The following is a 16,888-nucleotide window of genomic DNA, read 5'->3' as shown; positions in this document are numbered from 1 at the left end:
CATGCATGCGCGTGCCTATCTTTCCACCCGCAAGGGCCTGTTTGAATTACAGCGCGCCAGCGCGGGATGGGAAATCGGTCCCAGCCACTTCCTGGGCGAGCCGGTCTCGATCGCGCTGGCCGATGCGCGCGATGGCGCCCTGTACGCGGCACTCAACCTCGGCCACTTCGGCGTCAAGCTGCACCGCAAGGATGCCGGCAGCGAGGTCTGGACCGAGATTGCCGCGCCCGCCTATCCACCCAAGCCGGAAGACAGTACCGATAAAATCGAGTGGAAAAACAGGCTGATCTGGTCGCTGGAGGCGGGCGGGGCCGACCAGCCCGGCGTGCTGTGGGCCGGCACCCTGCCGGGCGGCCTGTTCCGCTCAAACGACCGCGGCGCCTCGTGGGAACTGGTGCGTTCCCTGTGGGACGTGCCCCAGCGCGCCGAATGGTTCGGCGGCGGCTATGACGTGCCCGGCATTCATAGCATTTGCGTCGATCCGCGCAACAGCGACCACGTGCTGGTCGGCGTCTCTTGCGGCGGCGTCTGGCGCACGGAAGATGGCGGCGCCAGCTGGACCATCAGCGCCACCGGCATGCGTGCCGACTACATGCCGCCCGAGCTCAACGAAAATGAAGCCGTGCAAGATCCGCACCGCATCGTGCGCTCCAACGGCGAACCGGATGTGCTGTGGTGCCAGCACCATAACGGCATCTGGCGCTCCGGCGACAACGGCCACCACTGGACGGAAATTACCCGGGCGCCGCTGTCGCACTTCGGCTTTGCCGTGGCCGCCCATCCGCGCGATGGCGGCACCGCCTGGTTTGCCCCGGCCGAGGCCGACCAGCGCCGCATTCCGGTCGGCGCCGCGCTGGCGGTCACCCGCACCCACGACGGCGGCAACAGTTTCAAGGTAACGAACGCGGGCTTGCCGCAGCAGCATTGCTACGACCTGGTCTACCGCCACGGCCTGGCGGTGGCGGACGATGGCGCCACCTTGCTGATGGCATCCACCAGTGGCGGCGTGTGGATGTCCGACAATGCCGGCGATAGCTGGCACACGCTGTCGACCACCATGCCGCCCGTTTATGCGGCGTGTTTTGCCTGAGCGAAGTAGCTCAGGAACATGCTGACGGCGGCGTCGACCACGGCGGCGTGCAGTTCCGGCGCCAGCGGCGGCGCGCCCATGGTCACCTGGGGCCAGAATGCCATCGCCTTGACCTGACCCTGCAGCAGGGTGGCGGCAAACACCGGGTCGCACTCCTTGAGCTTGCCGTCGGCCAGGGCCGCGCGGATCCAGCGCGTCACCCCTTCCTCGCGCTCGCCCAGGCGCGCCACGATGGCGCGCGCCCGCTCCGGTGCGTGCATGCCCTCGGCAATGGCCACCCGCGCCAGGTCGAGAAAGTCGCGGTCGGCCATCGCCCGCACTTTGATGGTCATCAGTTCGGTCAATTGCGCGCGCAGGCTGGCGTCGCTGCGATAAGCCAGGTCCAGCTCGGCGGCGCTGCGCTCGAACAATTGCACCAGCGTCTCGGCGAATAAATCATCCTTGCTGGGGAAGTGGTTGTAGACCGTGCGTTTCGACACGCCGGCGTCGGCGGCGATCTTGTCCATGCTGCTCGCTTCGAAGCCGCAAGTACGGAATTGTTCGGCGGCCGCGGCCAGGATCGCCAGGCGTTTACGGTCGGTCAGTCGTTGAGGTGCGTTCATTTCAATATTTTACACCCACCAGTTTACTTTTTCAAAAAATGAAACTACACTGTGTAGTGTACATTTTTAATCGGACTCGCCGTGCACCGACTTTTCTTCAGCCTCATCTTCACAGGGACACTCCTTACCATGGCTTCTTGCACCCTCGCCAGCAGCGCCGCGCCGCTTCACCAGTCGCCCCAGTTCAGCGAGGGCAAATTCCGTAACCCGGTTCCCATGTTCAAGCAAAGCGCCGTCGACATGGCCGGCATCTTGTGGACCTTTTTGACCGGCAAGAACAAGAATACCGTGCCGAGCGGCGTGATCCCCGTGCAGGCGCTCACCCGCGCGCAATTGCTGGCGGCGCCCGACAACACCCTGTTCCGCCTCGGCCATTCGACCCTGCTGCTCAAGCTCGACAATGCCTTTTACCTGACCGATCCGGTGTTTTCCAAGCGCGCCTCGCCGGTGCAGTGGGCCGGTCCCGCGCGCTTTCACCAGCCGCCGATCAGCATCGACGAGTTGCCGCCGCTCAAGGCCGTGATTCTCTCGCACGACCATTACGACCACCTCGACCATGGCTCGATCCTGGCGCTGGCCGCCAAGACCGAGCAGTTCATCACCCCGCTCGGCGTGGGCGACCGTCTGGTGGACTGGGGCGTCGATGCCGCCAAGGTGAGCCAGCTCGACTGGTGGCAGGAACGCAAAGTGGGCAATGTGCGCCTGATCGCCACCCCGGCCCAGCACTTTTCCGGGCGCGGCGTTAGCGATGGCAACTCCACCCTGTGGGCATCCTGGGTGTTCGAGCACAAGGACTTGCGCGTCTTCTTCAGTGGCGATACCGGCTATTTCGACGGATTCAAGGCCATCGGCGAGAAATTCGGCCCCTTCGACGTGGCCATGCTGGAGACCGGCGCCTACGACAAGCAGTGGCCCGACGTCCACATGCAGCCGGAAGAAACCCTGCAAGCTTTCCTCGACCTCAAGGGAAAATGGCTGATGCCGGTGCATAACGGCACCTTCGACCTCGGCCTGCACCCCTGGCACGAGCCGTTCGATCGCATCGCCGCGCTCGCCACCGCGCGCGGGGTGCCCCTGACTACCCCGGAAATGGGGCAGGCACTCGACCTCAAGACCCCGGCACCGGGCAAGGCGTGGTGGAAACGGGTCGATCCCACACCCGGCTGAGAAGTATTTGCCCCGGGCGTCGCGTTATTGTCACAAGCTAATGCTGCGCACCAACAAAGGGTTTTGCTATAAATCCGGTCATTTGAAACGGGTTTCTTCGCTCATATACACCAACATAGGTCTTTCATAACTGGTATGCAGTTTGTGAATGCAATATGTTGGTGCGTAGCAACAAGTTATGCGAATCCGGCATATCCGCCATTGGGAGAATAAATTTAGAAAATATGCTGCAGCGCCGTATATTTTGAACTGTCCGCTGGCTACGCAGCAGACGATTCGAGCGCCAGAAGCGCCGGATTTATCCATCATCCCCTCTGGAGGTTTTATGTTTGCCACTACCCGTTTTGCCACCGTACTGTCCGCGACCTTACTGTGCCTGAGCGCGACCCAGGCCATGGCTGAAGACCGCCCGGCCCGCCTCGAGGTAGCCAGCTGCGAAAAACCTGAATTTCCGACCCGCTGGCAGGATGATGGCGAAAGCGGCACCGTGACCGTCGCTTATCTGGTCGATACCGATGGCAAAGTGGTGCAGTCGAAAGTGCTTGAGTCGAGCGGCGCGGTGCGCGTCGATCGTGCATCGGTCCGCGCTGGCGCCCGTTGCAAGTTTGAACCGGGTGCAAAAGACGGCCAGGCTGCCTTGGCTTGGGCCAAGGTCAAGTATGCCTGGGTCGTCGAGTAAATGGGCCGTGGCCCCGGCGTGGACAAGCAATCTGTCCACGCCTGCCATTGCTGGAATGCCGAGTCTTAGAACCGGTACAGGATCGACGCCTCCACCGCGCGCCCGAAAATCGGCCGTGCATTGATCGGACCGCTGCTCTGCGCCCCGGTCAGGCGAGAATTGCCCTCTGTCAGCCCCAACTCATTGCCCAGGTTCGTGCCCGCGAGCCGGAATTCCCAATGCGTTCCCATCGATGCCAGGATGCCTGCGTCTACCGTTTTATATGATGGCAGGTACGACAGGTTGGCCTGGTCGGCCCAGCGGCTGCCCACATGCGCGTAGGTCCCGTACAGCTTGAGTGAATTGTCGCCCATCGGAATCCGGTAGCTTGGCGACAGGCGGAACTGCATCTTCGGCTGGCGCTGCACCAGCTTGCCCGCAATCGCCGGATTGTCGCGGTATGTCGATTCCTGATAGTTGCCCATCAAGCTCACCTGCAGGTTTTTCACCGGCCGCACGGCCAGCTCGAACTCCACGCCATGCCCGCGCGAACCGCTCACCGAGTTGAGCACCGCGTCGGTCGTGATCTGCTGGAACGAAATGCCGGTGAAGTCCGTGTAGAACCCATTGATATACGCGCTGTACATCGCGCCCACGGTCTTGAAACCGACTTCGTACTGCGTGACTTTCGGGGTCGGCACGCCCTTGCGGTCGTTCAAGGCCGCCTGGGTGCCGGCGTTGCGCATGTCGTCGAAATAGATGAAGGTGTGGCCGGTATTGGCGCGCGCAAACACGCTCATATCCTTGGACAACTTGTAGATGCCGCCCACCGTGAAGGAATTGACGCTGTCGTCGCGGCTGAGCTGGGTGTTGGTGCCGGTCGGAACCGAGGTGCCGTTGTTGTAGACCGTCAGCGGATTGGCGTCTGTGTCCATCGAGGTCAGGTTCGAGATCGTCGCTTTCAGGCTCTGCTTTTCGCGGCGCGCACCCACGTCCAGCTTGATCTGCTCGTTCACTTTCCATTCATTGGCGACGAACAGGGCGGTATTGTTGCCCTTGTAGGCGGCCACCGGCGCATAAAACACATTGCCGTCCACCCCGTTGCGCGAGACGATGGTGCCGTTGCTCAGTTGCACATTGATCAGGCTGGCGTTGGGCGTGGCCGTCATCAGGTGGCTGTTGCCCAAGTACCATTCGTCATTCGACTTGTAGCGCGCCACATACGTGCCCACCGTCGTCGTATTGTTCTTGAGTAGCTCTTTGCTGATACGGAATTCGTTGGTGAACGAGCTCAGCTTCTTCTCGACCGACCACAATCCGGCCTGCACCACTTGCTGGTTGGGATCGACCGCGCCGCCTTTCACATAGCTGATGCTGCCCGAACCGGCCGCTGCGCCCGGATTGTGGGTCGCGTTGGCATTGGCCAGGTAGGCCGCGGCCGTCAGCGGGTTGTTCCCGGTGAACATCGAAATCGTGTTCAGGTCGCCGCTGAAGTAATTCGCCTTGTTCGACACATCCCAGCCGCCCAGTTTTTGCTCGTACTCGGCACCGAACACGGTCGCGTCCATGCCGCGCCCGTCCGCCAGGTCGCGCGTGAGCGTCTTGCCGGGCGCCGCGTCGATGGTGAAGTGACGCATTTCATTGCTCATCAGGGTGCCGGTGCGCGGATCGAAGCCCGGAAACTCGGTGATGGTGCGCCCGTTGTCGCTTGAAATGAGCGGCACGCCCGTGTAAAACGCATTCTTTTCCTTGGTGGTGCGCACGTAGGCGGTCACTTCGCCTTCGTCGAGCTTGCGCGTGAGCGAGGCGGTCAGCTGCTTGCCATCGTCGGCCTTGAACTGGGGATCGCGCACGCCCTGGGTCTGGCGCGCGAAGCCGCCGATGGTGCCGTACCAGCCATCGGCAATCTTGCCGCCTACAAAACCGTCGAGCCGGCGCAGCTTGCCGGTGCCGGTGGTAAAGCGCAGGGTCGCGTCAAGCGTGTCTTCGCCTTTTTTCAGGATGAAGTTCATGGTCGCGCCCGGCTGGCCGACCGAGTAAATCGTGCTCGGCCCGCCGCGCAGCACTTCGACCCGCTCCACCGTGTCGTCCAGGCGAAACGCGGACGATCCCTCGAAGAATGACAGTACTGGCACCGGATAGAGCGGATTGCCGTTCATCTGCACCGACACGAACGGCGAATCGCTACCCGACGGGAAGCCGCGCACTTCGATGTTCGCGCCCGACTGGCCGCCGGTCGACTCCGCATACACGCCCGGCACCAGTTTGAGCACGTCGGCGGTGCTGCTCGGCGAGGCCGATTTGAGCTGTTCCTCGGTCGCGGTGGTGATGGAAAAACTGGTGTCGATCTTGCGCGTGCCGCGCGCCGAGGCGGTCCCGGTCACCACCACCTGCTGGATTTCGGTCGCCACCGCATCTGGTGCCGGCGCGGCAGGGGGCGCGGCCTGGCCCGCTGCCTGGGCCTGGTTCATCAGGGTCAGCACGGCCAGCGTGACTGAGGAAAGCAGGAAGTGCTTGTGACTGTTCATCGTTATGCTCGCTTTTTTATCGTGTGTTCTTGTTGAAATCCGTCTCCTGGACTGGCTGCGCCTTCGCATTCCGAGTGCCCGCCGCATGCGTGTCCACTTTCTTCCCCCACCTTGCCGCACATCGGGCTCGTCTGCAATTTATTAGGATGGCAAGGAAAGACGAATCATTGAAACAAGAAATGATATCGATGTCAATCAAAATGTTATCGATGTCATTTGGCCTGTGGCGAGACGTAAACCTGTCATAATGCGGCGGTGTCGTTGTTTTCTTACCAAAATTGAGCGTTCCCATGGCCGCAAGCAAGGCAGCAAGCAAGACTGCACCCACCGCAGCAAGCGCGATCGCAGCGCGCAAGAGCGACGCCTCCCTGACGATGGAAGACCTCGCCAGCCTGGCGGGCGTTTCCACGATCACGGTCTCGCGCGCCTTGCGCGACAGCCCGCTGGTGACGGAAAAGACGCGCGAAAAAATCCGCCGCATCGCCGACGAGCAGGGCTACCGCCTGAACATCAGCGCGCGCAACCTGCGCATGCGGCGCAGCTACTCGGTCGCCGTGGTGGTCGAAATGACGCCCGTGAAGGGCCGTCCCATGTCCGACCCGTATCCGCTCGAACTGTTGGGCGGCATCACCCAGGAACTGACCACCGCCGGCTACAGCGTGGTGCTCACCTCCAAGCAGTTGATGGACACCGCCCCGGTGCAGGGCGCCGATGGCCTGATTTTGCTGGGCCAGGGCTCGCACGGCGAAGCGGTGCGCTTCCTGCAAAAAGCCAACCTGCCGCTGGTGGTGTGGGGCGCGCCGGAAAGCGGCGCCACCACCATCGTGGTCGGCAGCGACAACCGGCGCGGCGGCGCCAGCGTGGCCGAACGCTTCCTCGCGCAGGGCCGGCGCAAGCTGGTGTTCCTGGGCGATGTCGACCACGCCGAAGTGCAGGAACGCTGCGCCGGCTTCATCGACGCGCTGGGCGGGCAGGGCACGGTGCACATCATCCGCCCCAAGGCCTTCACGTTCGAGTCGGGCTTCGACAGCATGACCGCGCTGCTCAAGAAAAAGGGCCATGCGTTCGACGGCGTGTTTGCCGCCAGCGATTTGCTGGCCATGGGCGCCATCCGCGCGCTCACCGAACACCAGCTGCGCGTGCCCGACGACGTATCGGTCATCGGCTACGACGACACGCCCGGCGCGGCCAGCTTCGTGCCGCCGCTGACCAGCGTGCACCAGTACCTGCGCGACGGCGGCGTGCTGCTCGCCAAAAAAATGCTGGCGCTGATGAACGGCGAGCAGGTCGAATCCGAAATGCTGCCGACCACCCTGATCGCCCGCCAGACCTGATTTTTCCACCCGAATCTAAATAAATTGACTTTCCAAACCGATTTGAAATAGACTCGGCTCAAATCCAAACCGGTTTGAAACGAAAATTTCAAAAGACAGACAAAGGACAAACCCGTGCCGCACGCAAGTATCCCCCACGCTCTCCCGACCGATCCATGGTGCCTTCGCGAGACCGCCTTCGACCCCGCCACGCATTTCTTGAACGAGACCCTGTTCGCACTCGGTAACGGCTACATCGGCCTGCGCGGCACGCCGGAAGAGGGCTACAGCGGCCCGGCCGGCACCTCGCTCGACGGTACTTATCTCAATGGCTTCTACGAGTCCGAACCGATCGTCTATCCGGAAGCCGCCTTCGCGCTGGCCAAGACCAACCAGTTCATGCTCAACGTGCCGAACGCGAAAGGCATCGAAGTCTGGCTCGGCGAGGAACGCTTCGACCCGCTGCAAGGAACGCTCGACCGCTACGAGCGCGTGCTCGACTTTCGCACGGGCGTGCTGCGGCGCAGCCTGGAATGGACCTCCCCGGGCGGCAAGCGGATCTCGCTCGTCACGCGGCGCGTGGTCTCGCTGGCCGACAAGCACCTGTTCGCGCTCGATGTCGAACTGACCGCCCTTAATTTCTCGGGCCAGGTGCGCGTGGTGTCCGGCATCGACGGGGCTGTGCGCAACCAGGAAGCCGGGGACGATCCGCGCATCGGCTCCGCAGTCTCCGGCCCGGCGCTGCATCTGCTGGCGGTGGAGCAGGGCGCCACGGCGTCCAGCCTCACCCAGCGCACCCACAACAGCGGCTTTACGCTGGTAAGCGCGATCGACACCGTGGCCGCGGTGGCGGGCAGCGCGAGCCGGCACGAGCAGTCGGCCAGCCACAGTTTTGCGTTCGACCTCGATGTCATGCTGCCGCAAAGCCTGACCAAGTACGGCGTCTATTTTTCTTCGCGCGACTATCCCGAGGCTGAACTGGCGGGCCTCGCCAGCGCCGCACTGAGCAAGGCCAAAGCCGACGGCTTCGATGCCCTGTGCGCGCGCCAGGGGGCGTACCTGGCCGACTTCTGGGACCGTGCCGACGTGGAGATCGCCGGCGACGACGCGCTCCAGCAGGGCATCCGCTTCAACCAGTTCCACCTGCTGCAATCGGTCGGCCGCGACGGCAAGACCAACATCGCCGCCAAGGGCGTGACCGGCGAAGGCTACGAAGGCCACTACTTCTGGGATACGGAGATCTACATCTTCCCGTTTTTCTTGTATAGCAAACCGGAAATCGCCAGGCAGCTGCTGGCCTACCGCTACGCCGGTCTGGAGCAGGCCCGCGCGCGCGCACGCCAGATGTCGCACGCCAAAGGCGCGCTGTACCCGTGGCGCACCATCGCCGGCGAAGAGTGCTCCGCCTACTTCCCGGCCGGGACGGCGCAGTACCACATCAACGCCGATATCGCCTACTCGATCAAGCTGTATCTGGACGCCACCGGCGACCTCGATTACATGGCGTCGGCCGGCGCCGAAATCGTGCTCGAAACCGCGCGCATCTGGATCGGCATCGGCAACTACGACCGCGCCGGGCGCTTTTGCATCAACGAAGTCACCGGTCCCGACGAATACACGGCGCTGGTCAACAACAACTACTACACCAACGCCATGGCGCAGATGCACTTGCGCTTCGCGGCGGAGATTGTCGACACCCTGCGCGGCGCGCGCCCGCACGACTTCGAACGCATCGTGCAAGCCATCGGCCTTGACGACGCCGAACCGGCCGCCTGGCGCCGCGCCGCCGGCCGCATGGCGCTGCCCTACGATGCCGCCCTCGGCATCCACGAGCAGGACGACAGCTTCCTCGGCAAAAAGCCGTGGGACTTCGCCGCCACGCCGAAAGAAAACTATCCGCTGCTGCTCAACTATCACCCGCTGGTGATCTACCGCCACCAGGTCTGCAAGCAGGCCGACGTGGTGCTGGCGCTGCTGCTGCTGTCCGACCAGTTCACGCAGGACGATAAAAAGCGCGACTTCGACTACTACGAAGCGGTGACCACGCACGACTCCTCGCTGTCGTCCTGCATCTTCAGCATCATCGCGTCGGAAGTGGGCTACCACGACAAGGCCTACGACTATTTTCTCGAGACCGCGCGCCTGGACCTGGACGACACCCACGGCAACACCCACTACGGCGTGCACACGGCCGCCATGGCGGGCACCTGGATGGGCGTGGCCTACGGCTTTGCCGGCATGCGCGTGGCCGACGGCGCGCTGCGCTTTGCGCCCACCCTGCCGGCGCGCTGGCAGCATTACCAGTTCCAGATCCACATCCACGGCGCGCTGCTGCAGGTGCGCATCGACGCCACCCACGCGCGCTACACGCTGCTGCAGGGCGAAACGCTCGGACTGACCCACTGCGGCGAGCGCGTAGCGCTGACCCGCGCCGCGCCATCGCTGTCGATTGCGCGCCCACTTCAGGAAGAAAAAGCATGAGCAGGTTCAAGGCAGTAATTTTCGATCTCGATGGCGTCATCACCGACACCGCGCATTATCATTACCTGGCGTGGAAACGGCTGGCCGAATCGGAAGGCGTGCATTTCGACGAAGCGTTCAACGAACAGTTAAAGGGCATCGACCGCATGGGGTCCCTGAACCTGATTCTGGCTGGTTCCTCGCGCAGCTACAGCGATGAACAAAAGCTGGCGCTGGCCGACGCCAAGAACCGCAACTACCAGGAACTGATCGCCACCATGTCGGCGGCCGACCTGCTGCCCGGCGCGGTCGATGCGCTGGCGGCGGTGCGCGCGGCCGGCCTGCGCATCGGCCTCGCCTCGGTGAGCAAGAACGCGTTCACGGTGCTCGAACGCCTGGGCATCCGCGAGCGCTTCGACTACGTGGTCGATGCGGCGCTGATCGCCAACAGCAAGCCGCATCCGGAGATCTTTTTGACGGCGGCGCGCGAACTGGGCGTCGACCCGGCGCACTGCCTTGGCGTGGAAGATGCGGTAGCCGGCGTGGCCTCGATCAAGAGCGCCGGCATGTGGGCACTGGGGATTGGCAACCCGGCGGTGCTGACGCAGGCCGACCGCGTCATCCCCGCGCTGGACCGCTTCAAGCTGGAGGATTACCAGTAAGCGCCAGCAGCAGGAAGTAACACGCCAGAATAAAAAATAATGGAGACAGTGTGAAAAACCAACGCATCATGTTAGCCCTTTTTCTGATTTACTTCGTCTTTGCGATCCTGCTCAATAGCGTCGGCACGGTCATCCTCCAGGTCATCGGCAACTACGGCGTGAGCAAATCGAGCGCCAGCATCCTGGAAGCGTTCAAGGACTTGCCGATCGCGGTCGTGTCGTTTTTGGTGGCGTCCTTCCTGCCCCGCATCGGCTACAAGAACGCCATGCTCGCGGCGCTGGCGCTGGTCACCGCGGCATGCATCGCCATGCCGCTGCTGCCCGCCTTCTGGACCGCCAAGCTGCTGTTCCTGTGCGTGGGCGTGGCGTTCGCGCTGGTCAAGGTGTCGGTCTATTCGACCCTGGGCCTGATCGCGCGCGACCGCCGCCACCACGCCGGCATCATGAATACGCTCGAAGGCGTGTTCATGGTCGGCGTGTTGAGCGCCTACTGGATCTTCGGCTACTTCATCGATTCGTCCGATCCCGCCTCGCGCAGCTGGCTGCAGGTGTACTGGGTGCTGGCCGCGCTGTGCGCCGTCACCTTCGTGCTGGTGCTGTCCACCTCTTTCGACGAAGGCACGGCGCAGCTGCCCGCGGGGCGCAGCCGCTGGGATGACTTTACCGCCATGCTCAAGCTGTTCTTCAAGCCGCTGGTGTGCGTGTTCGTCATGACCGCCTTCCTGTACGTGCTGATCGAGCAAAGCGTGGGCACCTGGCTGCCGACCTTCAACAATGAAATCCTCAAGCTGCCGGCAGCGATGAGCGTGGAAGTGACCAGCATCTTCGCCGCGTGCCTGGCCATCGGGCGCCTGTCCGCCGGTTTTGTCATGCGCAGGATGAACTGGTACCCGGTGATGAATATCTGCGTGATCGGCATGGCCGCCATGGTGCTGCTGGCGCTCCCGCTCACGCACGACGTGGTGGCCGACCCCAACATCACCTGGTCCAGCGCGCCGCTGGCGACCTTCCTGTTCCCGCTGATTGGCCTGTTCATGGCGCCGATTTACCCGGGTATCAATTCGGTCATGCTTAGCTCCCTGCCGCCGCACCAGCACTCGTCGATGACCGGGCTGCTGGTGATTTTTTCGGCGCTGGGCGGCACCACCGGCTCCTTCATCACCGGCTACGTGTTCGGCAATTTCAGCGGCCACTTTGCGTTCTACCTGACGCTGGTGCCGATCACGCTGGTGCTTATCACCTTGTACTTCTTTAAACGGCAGGTCGATCATGTGGCCTGATGCGATTGCTATAATTACAGTCTTTACAACATCGCCCAACGAAGTCCGACCATGAATCTCAAGAGCTTGGCCCGTACGCTCGGGATTTCGAAGACCACCGTCAGCCGTGCCCTGAACGGCTACCCCGAAGTCAATGTCCACACCCGCGAACGCGTGCTGGCCGCGGCCAAGGAAGCCGGCTACGAAGCCAATCCGATGGCGCGCAGCCTGGCGGTAGGGCGCACCAATGTCTTCGGCATCATCTATCCGCTGCTGCCGAGCGACCTGGGCGACCCGATGTTTCTGGGCGTGGTGGGCGGCATGTCGGCCGCGCTTGAAAAGAGCAAGATGAACCTGATCATCGCGCCGGTATCGCCGCAAAACGAGCTGCCGTCGTACGAGCAGATGGTGCGCGGGCGCCGCGTCGATGGCCTGGTGGTCAGCCGCACGCTGGTGCACGACGAGCGCATTGCCTACCTGGTAAAGAAGGGTTTTCCGTTCGTGGCGCACGGCCGCACGGAACTCAAGCAGCCCTACGCATGGTTCGACTACGACAACGAGGCCGGTATCGGACTGGCATGCGCGCACCTGATCGAACATGGCCACAGCCGCATCGCGCTGGTGAGCGCGCCGCTCGAACTCAATTTTGCGTGCCAGCGCAAGAACAGCTTCATCGCCTGCATGCAGGCGGCCGGCCTCGCCGTCGATCCGCGTCATCTGGTCGACAATACGCTGGACCGCCGTACCGGCTACCAGGCCATGCAGGAGCTGCTGGCCTGCTCGCCGCGGCCGACCGCCGTCATCGTCGACAACCACCTCTCCGGCGTGGGTGCCGTGCGCGCGTTGTTAGATGCCGGCATCGAGATCGGCAAGGACATGTCCGTCATCGTCTGGGGCAGCATCGAGGACAGCCTGGTCGGATCGAACGTCACCACCATCGACCAGCCGGGCCCCAACGAAGCCGGCGCCAAGATGACCGAAATGCTCTCGGCACTGGTAGCGGGCACGCCGCCGGCGCAGTTGCAGGTCTTGTGGCAACCGGTGCTGTTGCCCGGTGCCACCGTCGGGCGCTGCATCGCTTGAATTGCGGCGCAGCAACCGCATTGACGTTCATGCAAAATTGCCTTACTCTCTACACGGGCGGATCCTTCAAGCCGGCGTGTTCTTGCCTTGTGCAGGGACAAGCCTCTACGGGGCTACCCCGTGGGATATTTATTGCTGTGCAATTCACCGCATGAGTGCCGGTGCGCTGACGCGCACGACTACTCAAGCATCACCAGACTGGTTGAAGGCTCTCCGCCCCCTTGAAGCCGACAACCTGACCCAACCATGATTCCCAAAGACGCCGTCGCCCTGGCGCTCGCCGACACCATGCTGGCGCGCGAAGCAACCCTCGCCGGCCTGATCGCCAGCGTGACGTGGGCGTTCGACCATCCCTGGCCGTGGATACCGGCGCTGTGCGAAGAAATCCACGCGCGCACCGCCGAACACTTTTATCATTTCAGCCGCGACGAGCTGGCGCAGATCATTTTTGACCTGGACGTGTTTCACGAAGCGTGGGAGGGCGACGGACCGGCGCCGCAGCTCAAACGCTACTGCCTCGACCTGCCGCTGGTCCCTCCACCGCCGGACTGGCTGGCCGCGCTCGCGCTGCCGCCGCTGCCTGCCGTGGGCGACCTGGCGCAGTGGCTGCGGCTGCGCACCGACGAACTTGGGTGGTTCGCCGACCAGTGGCGCCGCGAGCCGATGCCGCCCGCGCAACTGGAGCATTACCACTATCGCTGGGTGCCCAAGCGCAGCGGCGGCGTGCGTCTGATCGAAATCCCCAAGCAGCGCCTGCGCGCCATGCAGGCGACCATTTTGCGCGAACTGCTCGACCGCGTGCCCGCGCATCCCGCCGCGCATGGCTTCCGGCGTGGGCATTCCTGCGTCACCCATGCGGCCCTGCACACCGGCCAGCGCGTGGTGATCCGCATGGACCTCAAGGATTTCTTCCCCAGCATTCCGGCCTCGCGCATTCATGCGCTGTTTGCGAAGCTCGGTTATTCGCAGACCGTGGCGCGTATGCTGGCGTGCCTGTGCGTCAACCGCGTGCCGGCCGGCGTGCTGCGCGCTCCCGCCGGCGACGACGCGCTCACCTGGACCCAGCGCCAGGCACTGCGCGCGCCGCACCTGCCGCAAGGCTCGCCCTGTTCGCCGGCACTGGCCAACGCCTGCGCCTGGCGGCTCGACGTGCGACTGGACGCGCTGGCGCAGTCGCTCGGCGCGCGCTACAGCCGCTATGCGGACGACCTGGTGTTCTCCGGTGGACGCGAACTGGAACGCGCCATGGACCGCTTTCACGCACAGGTGGGCGCCATCGCCATCGAGGAAGGCTTTGCCGTCAACACGCGCAAGACGCGCCTGATGCGCGCCGGGACCCGTCAACAGGTCACCGGCATCGTCGTCAACCGCCATCCCAACATTGCGCGCGACGAGTTCGACCTGCTCAAAGCCACCTTGACCAACTGCGCCCGCCACGGGCCGCAGGCGCAGAACCGCGACCATCGGCCGGACTTCCGCGCTTACCTTGCGGGCAAGGTCGCCTACGTGACCATGGTCAACCCCCAGCGAGGTGCGCGCTTGCAGCGCCTGTTTCATGCCATTACCTGGCCACTTGAAAATAACAAGCATGTATGAAATGTCCCATAATCACGCGCACTGACGAAGATTGCTTCCTTAACTAATCCCGGAACGCGCAAATGACGCCGATGTCCTCCAATCCCTACGCAGCGCCAAAGGCATCTTTCGAGGCCGGCGCACCAAGCGTGCATGAGCATGATCAATGCTGGCGTGAGGGGGACATCCTGATCGCTTCTTCCGACGCCCATCTGCCGCCGCGCTGTGTCAAGTGCAACAAGCCCGCCAGGATGGACAGTCCGCGCGCCTATTTGTGGCACCATCCTGGCTGGTATGTCCTGATCCCGATACTTGTGTACATGGTGGTGTGCCTTTTCGTCAGAAAAAGGGCGGTGGTCGTGCTGGGCCTGTGCGATGAGCATCGCCGTCGCCGCCGCAATATGGCCATTGCCGCGCCCATCCTTGGCGTGCTCGGCATCATCGGCCTGCTCGGCTCGCTTGGATTACGCAGCCCCTGGCTGGCATTTTTCGCCGCTGTGTTGCTGGTCATTGGCGCCGTACTTGCTGTTCGCAGCACCCGCCTGCTGCAGCCGGTGGGCATTACGGAACACGAAATCCATCTGAAAGGCTGCGGTCCCGCCTTTCTCGATTCGCTCCCGACGCGCTGAACTACGAAAGAAAACAATTGGAAGCCATCATCTTCGTCGGCCTGCAAGCAAGCGGCAAGTCGACTTTCTACAAAACCAACTATTTCAACATGCACCTGCGGATCAGCAACGACCTGCTGAAAACCAAATACCGCGAGAAAAAGCTGCTGGAGATTTGCCTCGAAACCGGCATGCCCTTCGTGGTCGACAACACCAATCCCACGCGGGAAGTGCGTGCGAAGTACATCGATGTTCTCAAGGGCGGCAAGTTCAGGGTCGTCTGCGTCTACTTCCGGATCGACCTGGAGCGCTCGCTGGCCTGGAACCGTGGCCGCAGCGGCGCCGCCCTGATTCCGGACGTCGGCATTTTCGATACCCACAAGAAGATCGAGCTTCCCACCATGGCGGAAGGCTTTGACGAGATGCGTTACGTCGATATCATCGACAATCAATTTATCGTAAAGGCATGGCAGCATGAAATTTGACGAACTCGACACGCAGATGCGCCGCTATGAAACCGCGAACGACCGGCATGTGGAGCGGGGGATTTATATGGTGGCGCGGATCGACGGCCGCAGTTTCACCAAGCTGACCAAGGAGAAGATCAGCTTCGAGGCGCCGTTCGACGTGCGTTTCCGCGAACTGATGGCCGAGACCACGCGGCACTTGATGAACTGCGGCTTCAAGGTCGTGTACGGCTACACCGAAAGCGATGAAATCTCGCTGTTGTTCGACCTGGATATCGATGCCTACGGGCGCAAGCTGCGCAAGTACAACTCGATCCTGGCGGGCGAGGCGTCGGCCAAGTTCAGCCTGATGCTGGGCGAGCTGGCGGCCTTCGATTGCCGCATTTGCGAGCTGCCCGACCGCAAAGTCGTCGTCGATTATTTCCGTTGGCGCAATGAAGACGCGCACAGGAACGGCTTGAACGCGCACTGCTACTGGATGCTGAGGAAAGAGGGCGTGGCGAAGGGCGCGGCGGCGGCGCAGATCGAGGGCCGCACCATCGAGGACAAGGTGGCGCTGCTGGCCAGCCGTGGCATCGATTTCCACACGCTGCCATCGTGGCAGTTGCGCGGGACCGGGTTTTACTGGGTGGACGAGGAGAAGCGCGGATACAACCCGAAGGAACAGCTTGAGGTGGTATCGAGCAAGCGCGTGATCAAAACGGATCTCTATTTGCCGGTGGGCGAGGCGTACGGCGATTTCGTGCGCGGCATTCTCACCTAAGCCTGGTTTAAGACCACAGCCCACCGCCGTTCCCGCTTGCGCGGAACGACGATGGTAGCGGGAACGGCCGCGCGCACTCTTGGCGCGCCCGCATGCGAATCTGTGTTTTGGCAAAATGCAAGAAATTGTGCCAAAAGGCAGCATATTCGGGCATTATTCAAGATTCACTTAGCCAAAGCTTCTTAATTGAAGCGCATCGCGTGTCGTACGTCGAATCCCACGCAGCCCCTCTCGTCCTCTACAACTTCCCATGACCGAACACAATCCCTATCTTCCTCCACAAGCGCCGTCCGATGGCGGGCTCGATGCCCATATTGATCCCAACTACGGCTGGACTGTTGCCCGCGCCCAGAAGGCCTTGCTCGTCGCCGTCATGCTGCAGATTGGCGGCATGGTGCCAGACTATGGATGGTACATCTATGTATGTGGCGTTATCCTGTCTTTTTGGGCAGTGTATAACTTGGGCGACGCGCTGCAAACGCAAGAAGACGGCTTTGCGCTAGGCGGCGGCGGCAAGTGGCTGGCGGTGATATGGATTCCCTATGTGGGCGTTATCGCTCTTTTCATTTTGAATGGAAAAGCGACAAAATTCTTGAAAGATGCTGGCTACAGCGTTGGGTTGTTTGGTGCCCGGCGCAAAACAAGCCGCTAAC

At 62.6% G+C, this 16,888-nt stretch carries 15 protein-coding genes; 13 read left to right on the top strand and 2 right to left on the bottom strand.

Annotation, left to right across the window (positions count from 1 at the left end):
- The first annotated feature begins 1 nt into the window (after position 1).
- Entirely contained in the window at positions 2–1,090 is a 1,089-nt protein-coding gene (locus RBA41_RS16725; protein ID WP_306625240.1) for a WD40/YVTN/BNR-like repeat-containing protein, read from the top strand.
- On the opposite strand, the gene RBA41_RS16720 is transcribed toward RBA41_RS16725, so the two are convergent.
- On the bottom strand, positions 1,069–1,692 hold the full coding sequence (locus tag RBA41_RS16720; RefSeq protein ID WP_099873618.1) for a TetR/AcrR family transcriptional regulator: 624 nt from the start codon (positions 1,690–1,692) through the stop codon (positions 1,069–1,071). The two genes, RBA41_RS16725 and RBA41_RS16720, sit on opposite strands and share 22 nt — an antisense overlap.
- 129 nt (positions 1,693–1,821) lie before the next feature.
- Between RBA41_RS16720 and RBA41_RS16715 the strand changes: the two genes are divergently transcribed.
- A complete protein-coding gene (locus RBA41_RS16715; protein ID WP_306625239.1) occupies positions 1,822–2,859 on the top strand; it encodes an MBL fold metallo-hydrolase in 1,038 nt (345 codons plus the stop codon).
- A 178-nt stretch (positions 2,860–3,037) separates the two neighbouring features.
- Positions 3,038–3,538, top strand: coding sequence for an energy transducer TonB (locus tag RBA41_RS16710; RefSeq protein ID WP_306625238.1), 501 nt, complete (start codon positions 3,038–3,040; stop codon positions 3,536–3,538).
- A 65-nt stretch (positions 3,539–3,603) separates the two neighbouring features.
- Here the strand turns inward: RBA41_RS16710 and RBA41_RS16705 are convergent, their stop codons facing one another.
- Positions 3,604–6,045, bottom strand: a complete 2,442-nt coding sequence (locus tag RBA41_RS16705; RefSeq protein ID WP_306625237.1) for a TonB-dependent receptor domain-containing protein — start codon at positions 6,043–6,045, stop codon at positions 3,604–3,606.
- 290 nt (positions 6,046–6,335) lie between these two features.
- On the opposite strand from RBA41_RS16705, the gene RBA41_RS16700 reads away from it, so the two are divergent.
- The 10 genes from RBA41_RS16700 to RBA41_RS16655 all read left to right on the top strand — a co-directional run bounded on the left by RBA41_RS16700 (position 6,336) and on the right by RBA41_RS16655 (position 16,887).
- The gene (locus RBA41_RS16700; protein ID WP_306625236.1) at positions 6,336–7,379 is read left to right on the top strand and encodes a LacI family DNA-binding transcriptional regulator; all 1,044 of its coding nucleotides are present in this window, start codon (positions 6,336–6,338) and stop codon (positions 7,377–7,379) included.
- A 114-nt stretch (positions 7,380–7,493) separates the two neighbouring features.
- Positions 7,494–9,839 (top strand): glycoside hydrolase family 65 protein, encoded by a 2,346-nt coding sequence (locus RBA41_RS16695; RefSeq protein ID WP_306625235.1) that lies wholly within the window; start codon positions 7,494–7,496, stop codon positions 9,837–9,839.
- Positions 9,836–10,480 (top strand): beta-phosphoglucomutase, encoded by a 645-nt coding sequence (gene pgmB, locus RBA41_RS16690; RefSeq protein ID WP_306625234.1) that lies wholly within the window; start codon positions 9,836–9,838, stop codon positions 10,478–10,480. Before RBA41_RS16695 ends, pgmB begins: the two co-directional genes overlap by 4 nt.
- A gap of 68 nt (positions 10,481–10,548) precedes the next feature.
- Positions 10,549–11,760: an MFS transporter gene (locus RBA41_RS16685; protein WP_306625232.1), complete on the top strand. Its 1,212-nt coding sequence runs from the start codon at positions 10,549–10,551 to the stop codon at positions 11,758–11,760.
- A gap of 51 nt (positions 11,761–11,811) precedes the next feature.
- On the top strand, positions 11,812–12,822 hold the full coding sequence (locus tag RBA41_RS16680; protein WP_306625230.1) for a substrate-binding domain-containing protein: 1,011 nt from the start codon (positions 11,812–11,814) through the stop codon (positions 12,820–12,822).
- Between the two features lie 246 nt (positions 12,823–13,068).
- A complete protein-coding gene (locus RBA41_RS16675; RefSeq protein WP_306625228.1) occupies positions 13,069–14,418 on the top strand; it encodes a reverse transcriptase family protein in 1,350 nt (449 codons plus the stop codon).
- A 62-nt stretch (positions 14,419–14,480) separates the two neighbouring features.
- Positions 14,481–15,026, top strand: a complete 546-nt coding sequence (locus RBA41_RS16670; protein ID WP_306625227.1) for a hypothetical protein — start codon at positions 14,481–14,483, stop codon at positions 15,024–15,026.
- Between the two features lie 17 nt (positions 15,027–15,043).
- Entirely contained in the window at positions 15,044–15,490 is a 447-nt protein-coding gene (locus RBA41_RS16665) for an ATP-binding protein (protein WP_306625225.1), read from the top strand.
- A complete protein-coding gene (locus RBA41_RS16660; RefSeq protein WP_306625224.1) occupies positions 15,480–16,235 on the top strand; it encodes a tRNA(His) guanylyltransferase Thg1 family protein in 756 nt (251 codons plus the stop codon). The genes RBA41_RS16665 and RBA41_RS16660 overlap by 11 nt, the downstream gene beginning before the upstream one ends.
- Before the next feature lie 250 nt (positions 16,236–16,485).
- On the top strand, positions 16,486–16,887 hold the full coding sequence (locus RBA41_RS16655) for a hypothetical protein (protein WP_306625223.1): 402 nt from the start codon (positions 16,486–16,488) through the stop codon (positions 16,885–16,887).
- Position 16,888 lies beyond the last annotated feature (1 nt).

The sequence above is a fragment of the Massilia scottii genome (genome assembly GCF_030846495.1).
Classification (GTDB): Bacteria; Pseudomonadota; Gammaproteobacteria; order Burkholderiales; family Burkholderiaceae_D; genus Telluria_A; species Telluria_A violaceinigra.
This window is presented reverse-complemented; position numbering and strand designations above follow the sequence as displayed.

Excerpts from the sequence above, each read along its gene's own strand:
- RBA41_RS16725 (WP_306625240.1), top strand. The coding sequence starts at position 2 with ATGCATGCGCGTGCCTATCTTTCCACCCGCAAGGGCCTGTTTGAATTA.
- RBA41_RS16720 (WP_099873618.1), bottom strand. The coding sequence starts at position 1,692 with ATGAACGCACCTCAACGACTGACCGACCGTAAACGCCTGGCGATCCTG.
- RBA41_RS16715 (WP_306625239.1), top strand. The coding sequence starts at position 1,822 with ATGGCTTCTTGCACCCTCGCCAGCAGCGCCGCGCCGCTTCACCAGTCG.
- RBA41_RS16710 (WP_306625238.1), top strand. The coding sequence starts at position 3,038 with ATGCGAATCCGGCATATCCGCCATTGGGAGAATAAATTTAGAAAATAT.
- RBA41_RS16705 (WP_306625237.1), bottom strand. The coding sequence starts at position 6,045 with ATGAACAGTCACAAGCACTTCCTGCTTTCCTCAGTCACGCTGGCCGTG.
- RBA41_RS16700 (WP_306625236.1), top strand. The coding sequence starts at position 6,336 with ATGGCCGCAAGCAAGGCAGCAAGCAAGACTGCACCCACCGCAGCAAGC.
- pgmB (WP_306625234.1), top strand. The coding sequence starts at position 9,836 with ATGAGCAGGTTCAAGGCAGTAATTTTCGATCTCGATGGCGTCATCACC.
- RBA41_RS16685 (WP_306625232.1), top strand. The coding sequence starts at position 10,549 with ATGTTAGCCCTTTTTCTGATTTACTTCGTCTTTGCGATCCTGCTCAAT.
- RBA41_RS16680 (WP_306625230.1), top strand. The coding sequence starts at position 11,812 with ATGAATCTCAAGAGCTTGGCCCGTACGCTCGGGATTTCGAAGACCACC.
- RBA41_RS16675 (WP_306625228.1), top strand. The coding sequence starts at position 13,069 with ATGATTCCCAAAGACGCCGTCGCCCTGGCGCTCGCCGACACCATGCTG.
- RBA41_RS16670 (WP_306625227.1), top strand. The coding sequence starts at position 14,481 with ATGACGCCGATGTCCTCCAATCCCTACGCAGCGCCAAAGGCATCTTTC.
- RBA41_RS16660 (WP_306625224.1), top strand. The coding sequence starts at position 15,480 with ATGAAATTTGACGAACTCGACACGCAGATGCGCCGCTATGAAACCGCG.
- RBA41_RS16655 (WP_306625223.1), top strand. The coding sequence starts at position 16,486 with ATGACCGAACACAATCCCTATCTTCCTCCACAAGCGCCGTCCGATGGC.